12 protein-coding genes are annotated in these 18,917 nt (G+C 57.6%); 7 read left to right on the top strand and 5 right to left on the bottom strand.

Features of this window, described 5'->3' with window-relative positions; genetic code table 11:
- Positions 1–80: 80 nt before the first annotated feature.
- A complete protein-coding gene (locus tag ACYZTX_RS24975; protein ID WP_462036278.1) occupies positions 81–1,463 on the bottom strand; it encodes a carbohydrate porin in 1,383 nt (460 codons plus the stop codon).
- A 366-nt stretch (positions 1,464–1,829) separates the two neighbouring features.
- On the opposite strand from ACYZTX_RS24975, the gene ACYZTX_RS24970 reads away from it, so the two are divergent.
- Together ACYZTX_RS24970 and ACYZTX_RS24965 are read left to right on the top strand one after the other, a co-directional pair.
- Positions 1,830–2,060: a VF530 family protein gene (locus ACYZTX_RS24970; RefSeq protein WP_282375289.1), complete on the top strand. Its 231-nt coding sequence runs from the start codon at positions 1,830–1,832 to the stop codon at positions 2,058–2,060.
- A gap of 2 nt (positions 2,061–2,062) precedes the next feature.
- Complete coding sequence (locus tag ACYZTX_RS24965) at positions 2,063–2,737, top strand: Pr6Pr family membrane protein (RefSeq protein WP_462036277.1); 675 nt, start codon at positions 2,063–2,065, stop codon at positions 2,735–2,737.
- Here the strand turns inward: ACYZTX_RS24965 and ACYZTX_RS24960 are convergent, their stop codons facing one another.
- Together ACYZTX_RS24960 and ACYZTX_RS24955 are read right to left on the bottom strand one after the other, a co-directional pair.
- Complete coding sequence (locus ACYZTX_RS24960) at positions 2,738–3,523, bottom strand: siderophore-interacting protein (protein ID WP_462036276.1); 786 nt, start codon at positions 3,521–3,523, stop codon at positions 2,738–2,740.
- Positions 3,520–4,095: a PadR family transcriptional regulator gene (locus tag ACYZTX_RS24955; RefSeq protein ID WP_462036275.1), complete on the bottom strand. Its 576-nt coding sequence runs from the start codon at positions 4,093–4,095 to the stop codon at positions 3,520–3,522. The genes ACYZTX_RS24960 and ACYZTX_RS24955 overlap by 4 nt, the downstream gene beginning before the upstream one ends.
- Positions 4,096–4,600: 505 nt before the next feature.
- On the opposite strand from ACYZTX_RS24955, the gene ACYZTX_RS24950 reads away from it, so the two are divergent.
- From ACYZTX_RS24950 to ACYZTX_RS24930, 5 genes are all read left to right on the top strand, one after another.
- Positions 4,601–5,092: a CS1 type fimbrial major subunit gene (locus ACYZTX_RS24950; protein ID WP_462036274.1), complete on the top strand. Its 492-nt coding sequence runs from the start codon at positions 4,601–4,603 to the stop codon at positions 5,090–5,092.
- A gap of 111 nt (positions 5,093–5,203) precedes the next feature.
- Positions 5,204–7,729: a CS1-pili formation C-terminal domain-containing protein gene (locus ACYZTX_RS24945; RefSeq protein WP_462036273.1), complete on the top strand. Its 2,526-nt coding sequence runs from the start codon at positions 5,204–5,206 to the stop codon at positions 7,727–7,729.
- 97 nt (positions 7,730–7,826) lie between these two features.
- The gene (locus ACYZTX_RS24940) at positions 7,827–8,570 is read left to right on the top strand and encodes a molecular chaperone (RefSeq protein WP_462036272.1); all 744 of its coding nucleotides are present in this window, start codon (positions 7,827–7,829) and stop codon (positions 8,568–8,570) included.
- A 33-nt stretch (positions 8,571–8,603) separates the two neighbouring features.
- Entirely contained in the window at positions 8,604–9,104 is a 501-nt protein-coding gene (locus ACYZTX_RS24935) for a CS1 type fimbrial major subunit (protein ID WP_462036271.1), read from the top strand.
- Between the two features lie 46 nt (positions 9,105–9,150).
- Positions 9,151–10,377, top strand: coding sequence for a hypothetical protein (locus ACYZTX_RS24930; RefSeq protein ID WP_462036270.1), 1,227 nt, complete (start codon positions 9,151–9,153; stop codon positions 10,375–10,377).
- Between the two features lie 85 nt (positions 10,378–10,462).
- Here the strand turns inward: ACYZTX_RS24930 and ACYZTX_RS24925 are convergent, their stop codons facing one another.
- Positions 10,463–15,589 (bottom strand): NEL-type E3 ubiquitin ligase domain-containing protein, encoded by a 5,127-nt coding sequence (locus ACYZTX_RS24925; RefSeq protein WP_462036269.1) that lies wholly within the window; start codon positions 15,587–15,589, stop codon positions 10,463–10,465.
- A 156-nt stretch (positions 15,590–15,745) separates the two neighbouring features.
- Positions 15,746–18,889, bottom strand: coding sequence for a transglycosylase domain-containing protein (locus ACYZTX_RS24920; RefSeq protein ID WP_462036268.1), 3,144 nt, complete (start codon positions 18,887–18,889; stop codon positions 15,746–15,748).
- Positions 18,890–18,917 lie beyond the last annotated feature (28 nt).

The following is an 18,917-nucleotide window of genomic DNA, read 5'->3' as shown; positions in this document are numbered from 1 at the left end:
TCCGTGACGTTTCAAGTAGTCCCGCGCAAGTTCACTGTAGATGACGATCCTGTGCGGGCAGGGTTCATTAAGAAACTGGGTTAGAAGGACGATTGCACTTTGATCCCGCCAATCAGCGCGTCATCGACCTTGTCCACGCCACCGGGGTGGCGGATGTATTGCAGGTTCGGGCGCACGGTCATCCAGTTCGTGACGTGCACGCCGTAATAGAGTTCGGCGCTGTATTCGGTGTCCTGCGGTGGTAGGAAGGACGGGTCGTCGTAGTCGAAGACCGCGCGAGCCTGATTGGTCGCCTCGGCGTTTTTGCGATAGGCCGGGTTGACGTGGACGCGAGCCAGGGCGAAACCGATGTCGTCCTTGGCGCGCGCATCGAACAAGCCTTTGTAGACGACGCCCCCCTGGACATAGTTGTCGATGGCGTTGGTCTTTTTGTCGTGCATCGTGCCGTTGGCGAACACGCTCAAGCCGCGGGAGTTGTCGCTGGCGCGGCTGGTCAGTTGCTGTTGCACACCCAGCCAAACGCCGTGCTTGCTCGAGGCGCTGCGGTAAGCCTCGCCACTGAGGGCGGCGGGCTGACCATTGCTGTCCTTGTAGGCATCCGTGGCCTTGGCGTTGCTGTAGTAATAACCGGCACGGTATTCGCCCGGCAGGCCGTTGAGCTTCGGCGACCACACCAGTTCCACCGGCAGGATCGCGCCTTGGGTGCCGCTGCCGCTGAGCTTGAAGCCATTGCTGCGATCGAGGTTCGACGGGTTCTGCTCATACGCGCCGATCTGCGCATACAGCTCTGGCGTCAGGTGATATTTGACCCGCATCGCCCACTGGCTGACCGGCCAGTTGTACCAGATGCCGCCCACCCAGTTGCCGACCTGCGAGCCGCAGAACGCCAGGTTCTGGAAGTCGCAGGGGAAGCTGTTGAAGTCTTCGCCTTCACCGAAGCGGCCGACTTTGATGTCGAGCTTCTGGTCGAAGAATTTTTGCTGATACCACATCTGCGTCAGGCGCCAGGTCTGGCCACGGCCCCAGACTTCCTGGGCCGAGGTGAAACCGCCGACCCGCGGGTCGTTGATCCGGTCGTTGCTGATGTTGTTGCCGTTGCGCTCAGTGATGGTCAGCTGAAACTCGGCGTCGTCCCAGCCCAGAATCTTCTGCAAGTCCAGATGGGTGCCGAGGCCGAACTGGTCGCTGTAGCGAGCGGTGCGGTCATGGTCGTAGCCGCCATGCAGATTGCTGCCCATTTCGCCGGTGTAATCGACTTTGAAGTCGTAGCCTTTTTCCGAAAGTTCGGTGCGCGTGCCGTTCCAGTCGCCGAGCATCCACGGCGACTCGCTGTCGAAGGCCGGAGCGGCCTGGGTGCAAGTGGCGAAGCCCAACGCGGTGAATCCGACGATCAGGTTCAGGGCTTTTCGGCGGGCAATAGCGGTGCAGACAGCGCTGTCTCGCGGAGTTTGAAAGTAGGGCATAGGAGAAGTAATTCTGGGTCTTTTTCTGGGAAGTGAACTGAAGCGGCAGTAAGTCGCGGGCAGCAGAAGCGTTTCAGCTTGACGGGCGCAAGGATAATGTCCTGTTACAAATAGAGAAAGCGCTTTTAACGAGATGAATTCTTTCGTATTCGGTAACAGTCCATGGGAAAAGATCGCAGCCTCGTTTCACTCGACAGCTCCTACAGGTGAACGCATTCCCATGTAGGAGCTGTCGAGTGAAACGAGGCTGCGATCTTTTGCGTTTCACCTACATTTAACGGACAGCACACAGATCGCTTTCCACCAACGAAGCCCTCGGCTAAGGTGCGCGGCTTCTTCACCCTTTTCTACGCTTAAAGGCCAGGCATGACCGAACAGAACAACAACCCACTGCACGGCGTGACGCTGGAGCAAATCCTCAACGCGCTGGTTGAACACTACGAATGGTCGGGGTTGGCCGAGCGCATCGACATCCGCTGCTTCAAGAGTGACCCGAGCATCAAGTCGAGCCTGACCTTCCTGCGCAAAACCCCGTGGGCACGGGAGAAGGTCGAGCACTTGTACGTGAAGTTGATGCGCACCAAGCGCCCGGTCTGACTATGGTCAACCCACCGACGCCAGGTTCTGCCGCGAGGCGTCGTTTTGTTGCTGTGGCAGCGGTGCTGGGCTGGGCTGGGCTGGCCATTCAGCTGTACCTGATTTTCTACTCACGCTGGACCCTGGCGGCCAGTCTGCTGGGTGGGTTGGTCAGCTTCTTCAGCTATTTCACAGTGCTGAGCAATACGCTGGTGGCGACCGTGCTGACCTGTGAACTGACGTCCCGCGAGTCGGCGGCGCGACGCTGGTTCTTGCAGTCGTGGGTGAGCAGCGGGATTGCCGTGAGCATTGCCGTGGTTGGCCTGGCGTATAACGTGTTGCTGCGCCATTTATGGCATCCGCAAGGTTGGCAATGGCTGGCCGATGAACTGATGCATGACGTCATGCCGCTGCTGTTTCTGGCTTATTGGTGGTTCTGTGTACCGAAAGGCACGTTGCGACTGCGGCATATCGCTGCGTGGGTGATCTATCCACTGGTGTACTTCGCGTATTCACTGCTGCGTGGGTACGAGTTGGCGGTTTATCCCTATCCGTTCATTGATGTCGCAAAGCTGGGTTATCCACAGGTGTTCGTGAATGCCGGGGGCTTATTGGTGGGGTTTGTGGTGATTGCGTTGGTGTTGATCGCTCTTGATAGATGGCACGCCCGACAAGCCCCCTCGCCACAAAAGCCTTGATCACTCACCAAGGCTGTCACCCAGCCGCCAGTAACCGACGGCTTTGACGAACTGCTCGTTCAGCCCATGCTCATCGAGTAACACCCGGCGGACCTGCCGCGACACTTTGGATTCGGTCGCCACCCACGCATACAGATTGCCACTCGGCACTTGCAGCTGTTTCACCGTTGTCAGCAGGTTGTCCTTGCCACCCTCGCGCAATACCCAGATCACATTGACCTGCGCGGCGCTTTCCAGACGTTGCTGCTCGGCGCCGTTCTCCACTTCCACGATTACCAATGCCCGGCGATTAGCCGCCAGGCCTTCCAGGCGTCGAGCGATGGCCGGCAGCGCGGTTTCGTCGCCGATCAGCAGATAACTGTCGAACACGTCCGGCACGATCATTGAGCCCCGAGGTCCGCCGATGTGCAGGTACTGGCCGGGTTTGGCCTGCTCGGCCCAGGTCGAGGCAGGACCATCGCCATGCAGCACGAAGTCGATGTCCAGCTCCATCTTTTGCAGGTCATAGCGTCGTGGGGTGTAGTCGCGCATCGCCGGCATCGGTCCGTTGTCTTTGCCGGCACCGAGCACCATTGTTTCCAGTGCCGCTTGCTCCGCAGCGTTCTGCGGGAACAGCAGTTTGACGTGGTCATCGGTGCCAAGGCTGACAAAACCGGCGAGTTCAGAACCCCCTAGCGTGATCCGGCGCATGCGCGGTGTCAGGTCGATTACGCGCAGCACTTCCAGGCGACGGCGTTTGATTTCATGCATCACACGGTGGATGGTTTGGGGGGCGGCTGCGGTCATTCAACATTCTCCTGAACAGCTTGAGTAGCGGGACCATCGACGATGGCTTTGGCGGCGTTGTTGAGCAGGTCGCGGACCCTCAGGATTTCTTCCGGGCTCCAGCGGCCATGATGCATTTGCAAGGCGTGACGCAGGTTGTGCACGGCTTCGTGGATCTCGGCCGGACGATCGTGACCTCGTAATGAACGCTTGCTGACGTCGATGCGCATGCGGACGCCGTCCAGGGCAACGGCTTGCTCGCTCAATGAACGGCGGCCGGCGTCGGTCACGCTGTAGCGTTTTTTCCCGTCCTTGGCATCGCCCTGAATCATTTCGCTTTCTTCCAGAAAGGTCAGGTTCGGATAGATCACGCCAGGGCTGGGGCTGTAGGCGCCGTCGAACATGTTCTCGATCTGCCGGATCAGGTCATAGCCGTGACACGGCTGCTCGGCGATCAGCGCCAGCAACAGCAGTTTCAGATCACCGGGGGCGAACACCCGGGGGCCACGGCCGCCGCGTTCCCGGCCGAGGCGCTTTTCAAAGCCGTCGCGGCCATCACCGTGTTCGCGGTGGGGAGAATGATGGTCTCTCATTTTTTGCTTCTCTCGTCATGTTTAGATACAACGTAAGATATATCTTTAGGAGCAGGCAAGGCGTTTTTGCGCATAGGCTTGCTGCATCTGACGAGTGGTGCCGACCTCGAATGAGGTTTTTTATCAGCGATCGGGATGTTTTTTTGCCGTCAGCCGCAGAGGTTCCGAAAGTTAATGCTAACGCCGGCATATTATTGAGCATATATTCTAATTCTTCGCGAAGTCCCCATTTATAAAGTCGAAACTGCTGTATGGTTTTTTAAGAAAAACTGTATGTAAGGCATAACTTACAGTCACCGTTTGGTATTTGACTTATTTGTTCTTTTTTCGTGCCGGTCATAAGGTTGTTGAACTACGCGATCATCGGAAGTTGCCTGCTTACTTTCCAGATCGCACAGTTGATCATGCCCCGGCGTTGGAAGCCAAAACCATTACTGCCTTTCGGGGGTATGCATTGTTTGAACTTCCAATGAACCGATCCTTTAAAGAAAACAGGTACTGAACGATGTTTAAGAAATTCGCGATCGCTGCCCCACTGGCTGTTCTGGCGCTAGGTTCTTCCATGGCATTTGCTGCGGGTGAAGCTCGTCACTCCATCAACCTCATCGCCCACGTGCCGACCAACGGTTTCTACGTCGTGCCGACTGATCCTGACCTGGTTAACAAGGACCAGGACATGAGCTATCTGCCGAGCACCGGCAAGATGGGCGAAGTCAATGGTTTCTTTGATGTGCGCAATAACAACGGTTCGGTTCATGCCAGCCTGGAAAGTGCGCCAAAGTTGATTTCCGGGTCTCAAGCCATTGATTTGAGCGTTGTGTTCAATAACAAGGAACTGACCCTGACTCCGCAACTGGTTGTGGGTGAAGCCGAGTCCGATGCCAACTATCGCGCACCGCTGAAAATCACGGCGAAGGGTACAAGCTTCCAGCCGGGCGACTACACCGGTGTCGTGGCAATGACCTTTGACGCTGTACCTCCAATCGTTACTCCTTGATCAAGGGTTCAAGCGACAAGCGCTGACTTTTTCAAGTGGCGTTCTCCGGTGGACAGTCAATACGGCTTGTTCGCCGGATTCCCACCCGTTCGTCATTCAGAGTAAGAGTTCATGTTCCCGATGACACCCATCGCGGCTGCGCTTGCGCTGTTGTTTTGTGCCAGTGCAATGGCGGCTCCCGTTTCTTCGGCCGGTACCACACCGCGCAGTCTGTTGGCGCAGGCCAAAGGTCTGCCGGCGGATTTCGAGGAACATTTTTTTGATGTGCCTCTGGCTGTTCGGGTAGAGCTCGATCAACAGCCGCTGGGGGAGGCCATGGTGGTGTTGTCCCGCGATGATCGCATCACCCTGCTCGAATTTACCGACACCAGCGAAAACCGCTTCGGCCCTGCCGAGCGGGAAAAGTGGGCAAGTTATCTCAAACCAGGCGTGCCGCTGGGCGCTTGCACCGGTTCGTGTCCGGATCAAGTGCTGGCCGTGCATTACAACCTGGAAAACTCGCTGGTATCGATCCTCACCGAAAACGCTGAACGCGACGTTGAGGCCAAGCGTTACTACGCACAGCCCGAGGGCGGCAGCAGCGGTTTGATGGTGCGCAACCAGCTCAACCTCAATGGCGGCCAGGAGCAGGATCTGGGCGGACGTTTTGGCCTTGAAGCCAGCGCCAGCCTGGGCAACTGGAGCCAGACATTCAACATGCAACTGGCCCGTCTCGGCGGCCCGGATGACAAGCTTTATCACGCAGTCCATGAGCTATACACCCAGCGCGAATTGCAGGGCAATTTTTTTCGCCTGGGCTATTTCACCCCCAATTCCGAAGGACTGACCCGTCAACCGCGCACGTTTGGCACCAGTCCAGACACGGCCGTCGGCGTCATGTACGGCAGCTCCGACAGCCTGGCCATCAGCAGTCCGATGCCCAGCGTGTATCCGATCTACGTCACGGCCAATCGCCAGGGATCGGTGGAGATCTATCGCGACGGTCTGTTGATCAATACCCAGTCGGTGCCCGCCGGTTTGCAGACCCTCGATACACGACCGTTGCCGGGTGGCATCTACGAAGTCGAAGTGCGCCTGATCGAAGACGGCCAGATCACCTCGAGCACTCAGGAATTGGTGTACAAGCCCAACAACTGGCGCAACCTCGACGAACGCTGGCGCTACAACCTGTTCGCCGGGGAAGAAAGCAAACTGTTGAGTAACTGGGATCAGCAGTCCAGCGGCAGTGCCACGGCTGGGGCCGCGGTCAACTACCTGATGCACCCGCGAGTGATCCTCGGGCTGTCGGCGCGCCAGGTTCGCGAAAAACTGCAATACGGCAGTTCCATCGACTGGACCCTGGCCAATCACATCAGCCTCTACGCCAACGTTTACCAGACGCAGGATCACGGCACCGGTCTCGATCTGCAAAGCCTCTACAACTATGGGGCCGGCAGTGTGGTGGTCAGCCACAACCGCAGCTGGCTGGACACCACCAATCTTTACGAAACCCTGCCGGATGGAACGCGAGTGCGCCAACGCAATGTGTTCAAAGGCGAGACCAGCAATTCGTCGCTGGCACTTAACCATCGGCTCAGCAGCAAAAATTCGATCAATGCCAGGGTGTCGCACAGCGAGGGCAATGTTGAAGGTTTCGGCGTGGACCTGGGATGGAACCAGCGCACCCAGCTGTTTGGCAGCGATGGCAATTGGCGCCTGTCGCTGTTCGACCGGCCGGGCAGTTTCAGCAGCGGCAATGCGCGCAATCGCGGCGTCGACCTCAGCGTCAACCTGGCACTCGGTGCGCCAGGCCAGCAGATTACCGGCAGCATCGGTTCACGCACGGCCCGGGACGGCAGCCGCGACAACAATGCTTCCCTCGGATGGCGCAAAGACCTGAAAGATCACGTACTGCAAAACGTCTCGGTGACGGCGCTCACCGACACCTACGGCGTCGGCGTGTCCAGCCTGGCGAACTTTCGCACCGACGCGATCAATGGCGATGGCTTCGTCCAGCGTTCGTCCTTTAACGGCAATTTCACCGGTGGCCTGAACCTGGATAGCACGCTGGTCATCGGCGGTCAGCAGATGGTGTTGACCAGTCAGCATGAGATGCGCGGTGCCGGGCTGATCGTCGATGTGGAATCGGACATCGACGACATTGCCTTGCGCGCTGACGATTACAGCGGCGGCAGCGCGGCGTTGAAGCCGGGGCGCAACTTCATCCCGATCACCGCCTACCAGAACAGCTCGGTCAGTTTCGACTTCGAAGGCAACCACGTCCCGGCGGCCACCATCGAACCGTCCCGCACCCGTTATCACCTGAACAAGGGCGGGGTGGAGTACCGCAAGATCCGCGTGATGAAAACCCTGACGGTGCTCGGCCGGCTGGTTGACGCAAAGGGACAGCCGCTCAAGGGCCACCACGTGATCAATCACGCCAGTCGCGGGGTGACGGAAGTCGACGGTTTCTTCTCCATGGAAATGAACGCCGGCTCGCCGACGCTGGAAGTGCGTCAGGGTAATCAGCTGTTGTGCCAGTTCCGTCTCGAGGCCGACCGGCATCGCAGCGAAAACAATGTGTTGATGATCGGCGATCTGCGCTGCACCCCGGACACGCTGGCCGATATCAATATCACCGAACAGAAGGCGGGCTGACCGTATGAACAGGTCAGCCGCCACATCACCGTTACCTGGAATGCGGGAGTTTGAGCGTCCGGAACCGGCCATTTTCATTTCATGTGGGGTTGAGACGATGACACGTCTGTTTTTGCTATCAGTACTCAGTGTGTTTTGCATGACGGCAAACGCCGGGCCGCAAATCAATGTCGGCACCGTGTATGACTACCTGGATGCTGACAAGAGTACTTACCTGAAACGGGTCTTCAACAGCGGCGACAGCACCGCTTTCGTCAAGGTCAACGTGCTGGAAATCGTTTATGACACCGACGGTACGCCTCGGGAAATTCCGGTCCGGACCGCTGCTGACAACGCTTCGCGCAATGGCCTCATGGCCAGCCCGGCGCGGCTGATCGTACCGGCCCAGGGCATGCAGGGCACTCGCCTGCTGTACATGGGCGAGCGTGAGCGCGAGCGCTATTTCCGTGTGCGTTTCGTGCCGGTGGTGCCGGAGAAGGAAGACGAATTCGTGGTCAGCAGCGAGGAACGCGAAGACTACAAGAAGACCTTGAGCGCCGGGGTCAACGTGATGACGGGGTTCGGTACGATTTTTTTCGTGCGGCCCAAAGACGCCCGTTTCGAGACGGCCATCAATGAAACTGACAGCCGCTACGAGTTGCGCAACAACGGCAACACGGTGCTCGTCGTCGATGAATTCAAAAGCTGCTCATTGAGCAAGGAGACCGACTGTGGAGCGACCACCAAGCACCATGTACTGGCAGGCAAGTCCTATGGCTTCGACAAGGAAAAGGGCCGTGAATACCGTTTCAAGTTGATCGAAGGCGAGCGCAAGCAGGACATGAAGGTGGTGAGCCGCTAACGGCTGCCTCCAATGACGCGGTAGGTAATCAATATGAACAAGCAATGCGCCGTCGTCTTACTGATGGCAATCACCGGACTGATGAGCGCCATGAGTTGGGCCGCTCGCGAAGAACACACGTTCGAAGTGTCGCTGGCGGTCCCGAGTCGGGGTTTTTACGTCATTCCGGCCGAACCGGACTGGATCCACCGGCCCCAGCAACTGCTCTGGAACTACCCCACTTCATCCTTGGGCAGTGTTCGAAAAAATTTCGATGTGCGACATGACACCAGCGCGATTGAAGCACGTCTGGAAAGCGCAGCCTACCTGTCGAACGGCAGGCCGGACGACGACATTGTGTTGCGAGTCAGTTTCAACGGCGTCGAGTTGAGTGCCGACCCCAACCCGCGAGAGGTGGTGTCCAGGGCTGAAGCGTCGGCGGGAAAACGGGCTTTGCTGGAAATAGAACCGGTGAAACCGAGCGGTGGTTATCGGTCCGGGGAGTACGCGGGCAACGTGATGTTGCTGTTCAACGCCAAGGCACCAGGGGAATGAAGGCGAATGGTGCAACCTCCATGGGACATAAGGCGGAATTGACGGTATGAAAAATTTTGCAGTGACATTGGGCTTGCTGGCAGCACTTTGCGTGCCGTCGGTGGAGGCGGCGAATCAGGAAGTCCGCGCGTTGTTCCAGCCGGATCCGGCACAGCCGAACAAGAATGAATTCATCAACAAGACGCCGAATAGCGGTTACTGTGCGATCAATCCGAGTGAGTGCGCCGATAACAGGATGTTCAGCATACGGGTACCGATTGGATTCCAGTCCTTTCGCGCTATCAGGCCCGGTGAAGGTGTGGCAGTGAATGTGCCAGCCAATTGGCGGCAATTGACCGTAACCAATCAGGATACGCAGGAAACGGAAACCGTCGAAATACGCATCACCGGTCTCGGCTCCAGATATGTCCTGAGCGATTCAGCCGCCAATCTGGTGGGAGTGACCGACATGCTCGAAGGCCATCAGAAGTTATGGGGCGGCAGCAGTTGGGTCAATGCTCCGTCGCCCTGTCAGTACAGCGGCATTGGCGGATACAGTGCCGCCGCCTATGAGTTTTTCTGGAAGACGCCTCTTGAGGCGGCCTGTACCAAACTCGCCGAGTACACAATCCCGAGCATGTCTTTGCAATACCTGGATATCGCCTATGAGCTGCGGACCCCGAACCCCTTGGGCATGTCGTCCGGCCTTTACAACGGGTCTATGTCTTACTTTGTTGGTCCAGCGGGTGATTTCAGCATGGGACCGATGATGACACCGAATGATTGGATGCTCACCCTCGATTTCGTGCTGGACGTGCAACACACCCTCAAGGTCGACCTGCCGCCGGGCGGCAACAAGGTGGTGCTGGAGCCGGAAGGGGGGTGGCGCAGCTGGATCGAAAGCGGTCGCAAGCCGACCCGGATCTACCGCGATCAACCGTTTTACCTCTCGGCCTCGTCGCGTTTCAAGGTCATGTTGCAGTGCGACTCGCTGGGCGGTGATATCTGCTATCTGCGCGGACGGGGGACCAGCATCGGGGTGAAAACATTAATGACCCTGCCAACGGGGATCCACTTCGGCGACACCCCTGGCCCCGGCGACGGGCAAGTCAAGCTTTTCACATTGGCGCACAACAGTTGGCGAGGACCTTTTCAGCCTGGACGTTACGTGGATCGCAAAGCAGGATCGCTGCGTTTCGAGATATCGGCACGCGATATCGACTCTCTGCTCCGGCCAGGATTCAGTGACACCTTGAGCGGCAACATCACCGTTATCTGGGACTCGGAAGTTTGAGCGTGAGCGGGAGCGAACCAGAGTTTCAGATATGATCGTGAATTCCCTGAAAGCGGCGCGAGCGCCGACTTCCAGGGATCAGTCATTAAATACCGGCTCTCGCCATTGCTTCACGGGTCAATCTTCTGGCCAACTCGTTTCGTTCATAGTTCAACTCAGACAACAGTCGCTCATACAGCTGTCGGCTCTTTTCTTCATCGGTAAAAACGTCGGCTTCGGCGATGTTCAGTTGCCCGGCCAGTTTTTCCAGTGTTCGTTTGCGCGAGGCATTTTCCTTGGCGTCCTCGGCGTTCAACCAGTCTCTTTGGGCTATGCGTAGATCTTCCAGCAGATTCTGTTTCGATTCGCAAAGGCGATCATTCGCGTCGAATTCGGTTGGGTGAGTGTCTTTCAAGTGTTTTTCCCAGAAAGGATTCTCGAATGAATCAATCATTGCGTTGACTAATCCGTCACCTTGTTCCATCTCGATAACCGTCTCGTAGGCGGCGTCGATCATTTTCTGTTCCACACGTGATCTGCGTGCGTACCGCATGCCTTCGGACTGCCAGGGCAATTCCAACCGTTTGGCCAAACCTGTCTCATACGCCAAGTGGACTTCCACATCATCCGGAGCCTCGTAATCCGGGTCGCCACGACTTTTTTCGAGCTGGGCGCGAATTTCGACTCTGGCAATCTCTCCTACCTTTTCGAGACGCGCTGCACTTCTGGCCAGTTTGACCAGGTCCTTTTCCAGATCCTGTGCAGACGTCGCCTCCGCGTGCGCCTTTGACACCAGCACTTTGATACCCATGTTGTTGAACAGTTGGGAGCCGGCGTCAGCGCAGGTCTCCGGGTGGGCGGCCTGTATGAAAAGTTCCTCGCGCAGTTCGCTGTCCAGTGTGATGGCATCGATCATTTGCCAGACCCGCCTGGTCAGCAATGCGCGTGAGCGCGGATTACGATAATCCTCGCTTGTTCGCTGCTTGCGGATAACTTTGAAAAAGTCTGCGGATTCGGGTTCTGAGGCTACGTCGTGCCATGATTCTTCTCTGTACGTGCCGACCCCTGTCGAGGAACTGGACATCAGCGAGTCGTCCGGTATCGACCTCCAATGGATTAATTCGTCAGAGGCAACCTTTGCATAGACTTGTTGAGGCGCAAAACCGACGGACTGGCGGTAATGTTCAAAACGAATCCGGTCGTTATCGGAAAGTTTCAGGGTGTCGAGACGAGTACGAGCCACGATGAACGCATGATCGGAGCCAGGCACGATATCGGGAACGGTTGTAATCGGACTGCCCCGCAGATCAAGGGAGAAACCGCGAGGGCGACGTTTCGCGTGAATCCCATCCTTGAAGAGATGTTCCGGCCAGGTGTCGATACCGGTCGTTCTCAAGCTCAATACTTTCAATCTGGGCATGCGTCCGACATCCAGCGGCTGCATCAGCGGATTGTCGTCCAGTCTCAGCGTTTCCATGCGCGTGAGATCTCTCAACTGCCCGGCTGACTCTGGCGTCAATCGGATGCGGTTGTTGGTCAGGCGCAAGGTTTCGAGCAAACGCATCTTGCCGATACCATTCGGTAACCCGGTCAGGTCGCTATAGCGTGCGCTCAAGTGCCGGACATTGGAAAAATCGCTCAACAGACCGTTGGCGTCGGCAGAGAAACGCGCATTGTCCAGATTCAGCACGGTCACCTGATCAAGGTAGTTTTCAACGTTGGGTTGCAAACGCAACTGCGCCCACCAACGCCCGAGATTCGGACCCATGACGTCGGACGACAAGTTCAGTGTATAGCCGCCTTCCGGATGGGTGCTGCGTTCACCAAAGGCCTCGCTTTTGCGTTCAAAACATTCAAGCAGCCGGTCGTGGATGAGCCGCCCGCCGTTGAAGTTGAAATCTTGAAGGCCATAAAAGGAGTCCTGTACGTCCGGGCTATCCATAGGGGGAAGCTGATCCTGACGCCACTTTTCCAACATATCGCGCAATGCTTTAAGCTCGTCCCGGAGACGGTCAATGGCCTGGTCGGGATCACCTTTGGCGCGCAAGGCCTCGACGAAGGATTGCAGCTGCTGTTCGCTCAGTGTCGGATACAGGTTTCTAACCCTGTCTTGCGGGGTCTTCGGGTTTTTTGACAGCGCCGGGCCGCGCACCAGGTTGACGGTTTCAATGTCGGCCACCGGGCGGATGGGAGGCCGTGCCAGCAATCTCCGGCGTTCGGCAGGGGGCTGGCTTTTCTCCATGATCCACAGTTTGAACAGTCGGCCTTGACTGGGCAGGTAACCCAATGCCGCACGCTTGTCTTCTGGCAAGGCGCGCAGAATCGATGTGTAGAAATCGTCGGCTTCGTGGAGCCTGTTGCCGGTTCCTTCGAATACGTCGTACTTCCCATCTGCATGCCTGACCAGATGACGAATCGTCGAGGCGTCATCCGGGCCCGCGCTGCAGCGCAGCGTACCGTCATGGGCCCCTTCGCGCACTTCGATGCGCAGGTCGCCAAAGCTGTCGGTGTAGAATTTCAAGGTGTTGAGCGCCAGCCGCTCCGTATCAGGCACCAGCAGTTCATCCCGATAAAAGCCGTCGTAGGCTCGAGCAGTCACGGCTTCGAAATTGAGTTCGCGCGCTTGGGTTTTAATCCGCAGCGGCAAGCGATGCTCATCCGCCATTCGTTGACGCTCGGCAGCTTTGGCTTGCGCGAGGACTTTTTCAGTCAGGACAAGTGGCATGTCCGGAAACGATTGTTTCAACAAGCGGACCCCAGCCTTGTTTGACCTTTCTCCTGCCTGGTAAATGTATGTTGATATCTCGCCTTTGCGGGCATCGACGGCATCCGCCAGTTGCTTGCGCAGCGCTTGAACGCGGTCGGCACCTGGAACATCGGAACCCAGAAGACTCTCAAGCTCCGTCTCGTTCAGAAACTTCACGATTCGCTCGGGCAGTTGCCCCGACGTGACATCGGTGAGGCTCACGTTCAACGTATTTGCGGCCGTGGCACTGGCATTGCCGTACTTGCGCGCCGATCCGGTCAGGTCGGCATGTTCATACACGTTCATCGCTCGTTCGGCAGGCCAGCCGGGGAGTGCCGTTATCATCGATTCAAACCAGACGGACATCGGATCGAGCGGTTTCCCGCTACGGATATTCGCGCTCGCTGTCTGCGCGTCCTCACAGGCGCTGAAACGCCTGATAGTGTCGGCCAGCACCGGTGGGGGTGGAGCATTGTCGACGTATATCCGGCGCAGTGCGTCTTCTTCCGTGCCGCTACTGATACGGATCTGCTCCCGTTCGACAGGAGAGAAACGATCAACGCTGTGCCCGAGTCGACGCATCAAGGTTTCACCTTCCCAGTCAGCCGGATTCTCCGCTTCGTGGACCCAGGCGCCTTGACCGTTATGCTCCACTTTGGGGGCGTAGGCATTTGGGCGAGTGGGATGTTGTATGCGGTGCGTCCTGGACGTCGGCTCCGTCGATGCTTTTTCGACGCTGTAGAGCTTGCCTTCCAATGGCAGGAGGAGTTGTCCGGTGTGTGAATGCAGGCCATGGTGGTCCGGTTTCGAATCGTCCGGCAGGCGCAGGTTTTGCTGTTCGTAAGGTTCAAGGTCTGGATGCCAAAGCGTTTGCTTGCCATCGGTCAATGTGACGGGCTTCATGCCCTCGACCAATGGCGACAGTTTGACCCGCAACACGTTGCCAATGGCAGCACCCACCCCGAATGCCGCCAGTTGAATCACATCCGTCACGACGCTGATCACGTGCCCGGCTGCCTCCACACCGAGGCCTTCAGCCAGATCGACGACGCCCTCGATGACGTCAGTGGTCAATTGGTAGGCGGTATAGGCCATCATCAGCTCGCCCAGACCCGGGACGAATGGTGTGGCGACCAACAGCGCGACGTTGAAAATATCCGAAAGGATTTTCTTGAAGTTGTCCCACCAGGCCCATCGTTGCCTGGTGTCCGTATCGGCGGTGGACACGGCGATCATACGTGCATCGTTGAGGATCTTGTTGAGCTGTTGCTGGTACGCGTTTTCCCAATAATCCTTATGAGCCGGTAAACGCTCGAATTGCAGGTGAGGGCGCGTGCGGGGTTCTTTGCGCCATGCCGGACGCGCATCGGTCGGGTCGTTTTTCGTGTGGTGTATGACTTCAAACAGACGCTCCTCCAGGTCCGCAAAAAAGTGCCCGCGTTCCTGGTGATCGACAAACTGGCTGAAGAATTGGCGATAACTGATCCGCGTCGACGGGCTGACGATATTTTCGCGCAACTGTCTCGCCAATTCGGTCATGAACGCGTCTGGAGATGGGTATTCCTTTAGCGGGTGATCAGGGTCATGCGGGATATACACAACAATTCGGGCAATACCTTGGTTGTCCAGTTTTGCAGGCGTGATCAGCATGACGCCGCTCACATCTGTTCCCATCATGGAGAGGCCGCCGCAGCCCATGGCTTTTCCATCGAGCAGCAGCTCGGGAGTGTCTTTAACCAGCGCTTGCACCAACTCGTAGGCGTCGTACTGAATATCGCCGGTCATCAATGCCAGCTGCGCGGCGACCCTGAGCGCGTCTTTCTGACTCGCAGTGACTCTGATTTCCAGGAGCGCTTTCGATACGGGCTCAGTGGGAAGCAAATAGGTTTCAAGGTGTTCTTTGTAAAGCGCACCGATATCCAGTTCCCGACAGAGTTGCTGGAATTGCCTGATGCTCATTTTCGGTTTGATGGGTAAGACGTCGAAGTTCCCGCGCGCGTCAGGGCGGGTAATGTAATCCGAGTCAGCATCGGCCTCTTCGTTCGTCGCGAAGTTATGCAGGGCGGCATCCAGTAACGACACGGTTCGGGCGGTGACGCCCGGCAGGATGTCGACTGCGTACCACGGCAAGTCTTTGGGCATGTACAGATGCAGGAAGGTCGTCTTGACGTCATGCTCGATGCCGTATTGCTCTTTCAGTTTTTTCTGTAGCAGCGGGGCGGCAAACGAATAGACGTCTTGCAGGTCTTTCAGATGTTTATCGACCTGGTTCTGCGAGGTCCACGCCGCGAGATTGGCGACCTTGAGTTGGTCGTGCTGGTCGGCAGTGACCGTGGCGTACCAGGGTTCGATTTTTAAGCGAGTGCCCGCGAGTTCTTTGCCTCGGCTTACTGCCGCGGTTTTGAACGGTTGGCTGAGGGTGTTCTTGATGAACTCGTAGTGCCGGCCCTTATAGGTGTTATCGGCGGACGCGGAGGTGGCAAACATGGCAATCATCCTTGATTGATTTAAGAATGATCAGCCTACTGGTCAGGGCTCAAAAAAAAAGTCGAATCATTGGTGCTCAATCGGTGGGTTTTGCCGGCAAACCGTTGAGTACTTGAATCTAAAAAATAACTAAATACCACCCGTGGTGATGTGCATTCAGCGTTGCGATATGGATTGGCCTGCCGCCACAGCCGGACCTTCCACCGGGTGACATTGAGACGTGCTGCCGGGTTGCAGATACGGCGTCAGTATCGGCGCCATACCCTTGAGCACTTGCACCGGCAGTGCCGAAGTGAATTTGAACGCCTCGGCCGTGCGCCCGGGCACGAACGCGGTCATGGTGCCGAAGTGGCTGTCGCCGATAAAAAACACAAAGGTGGCCGTGCGGTTGATCGATTTCGAGCTCAGGATTCGACCGCCGGAACCAATGGCTTCGATGCGGTTGTCTCCGGTACCGGTTTTGCCGCCCATGCCCAACGGTTTGCCATCGGGTGTCATGAAGCTGCCGGAAACGCGTTTCGCTGTACCGGCGTCCACCACTTGTGACAAGGCCTCGCGCAAAGCCGCGGCGACCTCGGAAGGCATCACCCGTTTGCCGACATCCGGGTCATTGATCAGCTTGGTTTCATACGGTGTATTCGCCGCAAAGTGCAAGCTGTCGATGCGCAGCGTCGGCATGCGCACGCCGTCGTTGAGAATGGTGCCGATCAACTCGGCCAACGCTGCCGGACGGTCGCCGGAACTGCCGATGGCGGTGGCCAGTGACGGCACCAGATGATCGAATGGATAGCCGACTTTCTGCCAGCGTGCGTGAATGTCGAGAAACGCTTCGATCTCCAGCATGGTGCGAATGCGGCCATCGCGGGCACCCTTATGTTTGCTTTTGAATAGCCAGCTATAGACTTCCTGGCGTTCAAACTGGCTGGCCTTGACGATATCGCTCCACTTGGCGTCAGGATGATTCAACAAATAACCTATCAGCCACAGATCCAGCGGGTGCACCTTGGCGATGAAGCCCTGATCCGGCAGGTCGTAAATGCCGGGGCTGTAATTCTCGTAAAGCCTTTGGAGACGTTCGTCCGTGAGTTTTTCGGTGAGCTTGGCGCCTGTGAGGTGCGAGCGCACGAAGGTGTTGAAGCTGTCCTGGCTGGCTTGCGGTAGCAGATAGCGATGCACCGCGGCCATGCGAATCGGTGTCGGGCGCATGCTGTCGAGGAACGTTTCGAGGCGTGCCTGGGTGTCCTTGTTCTTGTACCTTTTCCAGAACTTGAGCAGGAACGAAGTGCCCTCGCGGTCGGCGAACTCGGCCAGGTATTCCTGACGCCGAGGATCGCGGTCGTCCCCGAGCAGCGCAGCGCTGTTGTTCGGGCCGGAGTAGGTGGTATAGCGCACCAGATCACGCATCAGCCGAATGAACGGCAGGTTGATCGATTCGCGCAGGGCGTCGCGCAGGGTCGGAATGCGACCGTTGTCTTCCTTGCGGAAGTTGACGAACGTGTGCAACCCGCCGCCGGTAAAAAAGGCTTCGCCGGGGCTGGCGGAGTATTTGCGGTCCAGTGCGGCGCTCAGCATGGCCGGCAGGTTGCGGTCCTGGTTCTGGATCAGGTAGTCGACGGCCCAGCGGCTCAGGCGATCCTGGTCCGGGACCTCGGCTTTCTTCAATTCCGGTACGGTCATCTCGGCGTACTTATCGTGCAGCTCGGCGATGATTTGCAGATAAGTGGTGAGCACGCGCATTTTCGCGGTGGAGCCCAGTTCCAGCTTGCTGCCTTCATTGATGTCGAATGGCTGATCGGTGCTGTCGGTCTGCACCCGTACCCGCGAGCCGTCAGGGGTCAGTTCGAACAGCGTGAAGCTGTAGCGCACTTGCGTGGTGCTGGTGGGCGTGAGCAAACGTTCGCCCATCAGGCCGATTTGCGTTGCAAAGACCGGGTCGGCCAGATGCTTGAGGTATTCGGTGGCCTGGGTCTGCAAGTCGCCTTGCAGGGTGGTGGTAGCCGACAGGTCGAGACGATCGAGGTCGTACAGCGGACGATTGAGCAAGCTGCCCAGGCGACTGCGCGCCACGCTGATGCCTTTGTTGGTTTCGATCGGTTGAATGGTCGGCTGGGTCTGCCAGTCACGGTAGGTCACTTTGCTGGCCAGTGCGGCGGCGGCGAACGGCGCATCGATCACATTGTTCTGTGCCAACAGGCGAATGTGGCTGTCGGTGAGGTCGGCCAATTCGTCACGGCCCTTGGTCAGGTAGTGGGAAGGGCGGCGCTGGGCGATCATCAACGACAGCATTTCACGCAAGGTCAGACCTTTTTCCGCCATGCTCTTTGGATCCGTGTCGGTACTGGCCAGCCGTTCATTGGCCTGTGTGAAATCGGCGCCGTACCAGACACGCAAACCTTCGGCCATGCCATGCACTTCACCGTGCCCCGGCACGGCCGAGAGCGGCACGCTGTTGAGGTAGTCGCGCACCACGTTTTTGCGCGCCTCAAGGGTTTCCGGCCCGGCCTGATAGGCGCGCACGGTGGCGGAAATCATCTGGCGGATTTTTTCTCCGCCCGACATCGTCAAGCCATCCGGTGAGTGGCGGTACTTTTCAAGTTGCGTCGCCAGGGTACTGCCGCCCGCCGATTGGCCGGGAATGTGCAGCAACTTGGCAACCTGCGACCACGCGGCCAGGCCGAACCGTGGCCAATCCACGGCGGGGTTGGCCCGGGGTTGACGAGGGTCGAGCAGGAAGCGGTTTTCGATGAACAACAAACTGTTGACCACCACGGGCGGGATCGCATCGAAACTTGAATAGAGTTGTTGCGGATATTTGTATTGATACAACGGTGCCGCCCGGCAATCGGTGATCACCAACCCGGCCTGGATCTTCTCTGGATAGGGCACGAAAAGGCCCTTGTCGCTGTAGTCCATCAGCGCCTTGGAAAATCGGGTCTGGGCCGAGATGACGTAATCACGCTTGAGCAATCTCGGCAGGAATTCACCCATCGAACTGTAGCCCAGACGCAGATCGAACGGCCCGTCGCCGGGGTAGCGAATGGCGTCGCTGGGGCCGGGTTGTACATCATATTTCAGGGTCGCAGCAAATTTGCTGACTTCCAGGGATTGAAACTTTGAGGTGCGCATTTCCTTGGCGGCAGCCAGACCCACCACAATCGCGATGATCAACAGCAACAACCAGAAGGCTCCCCAGCCGTGTTTCGTGCGACTACGGCGAGGTTTTTCAGGTAAAGGCGCTTCATCCACACGTTCAGTCGGAACCACAGTTTTACTCGAATCGGTTTGCCACAAAGCACCCATAGTCGACTGATCCATTCACGCAGATTGA

Source organism: Pseudomonas sp. MDT1-17 (assembly GCF_054898105.1).
This window is presented reverse-complemented; position numbering and strand designations above follow the sequence as displayed.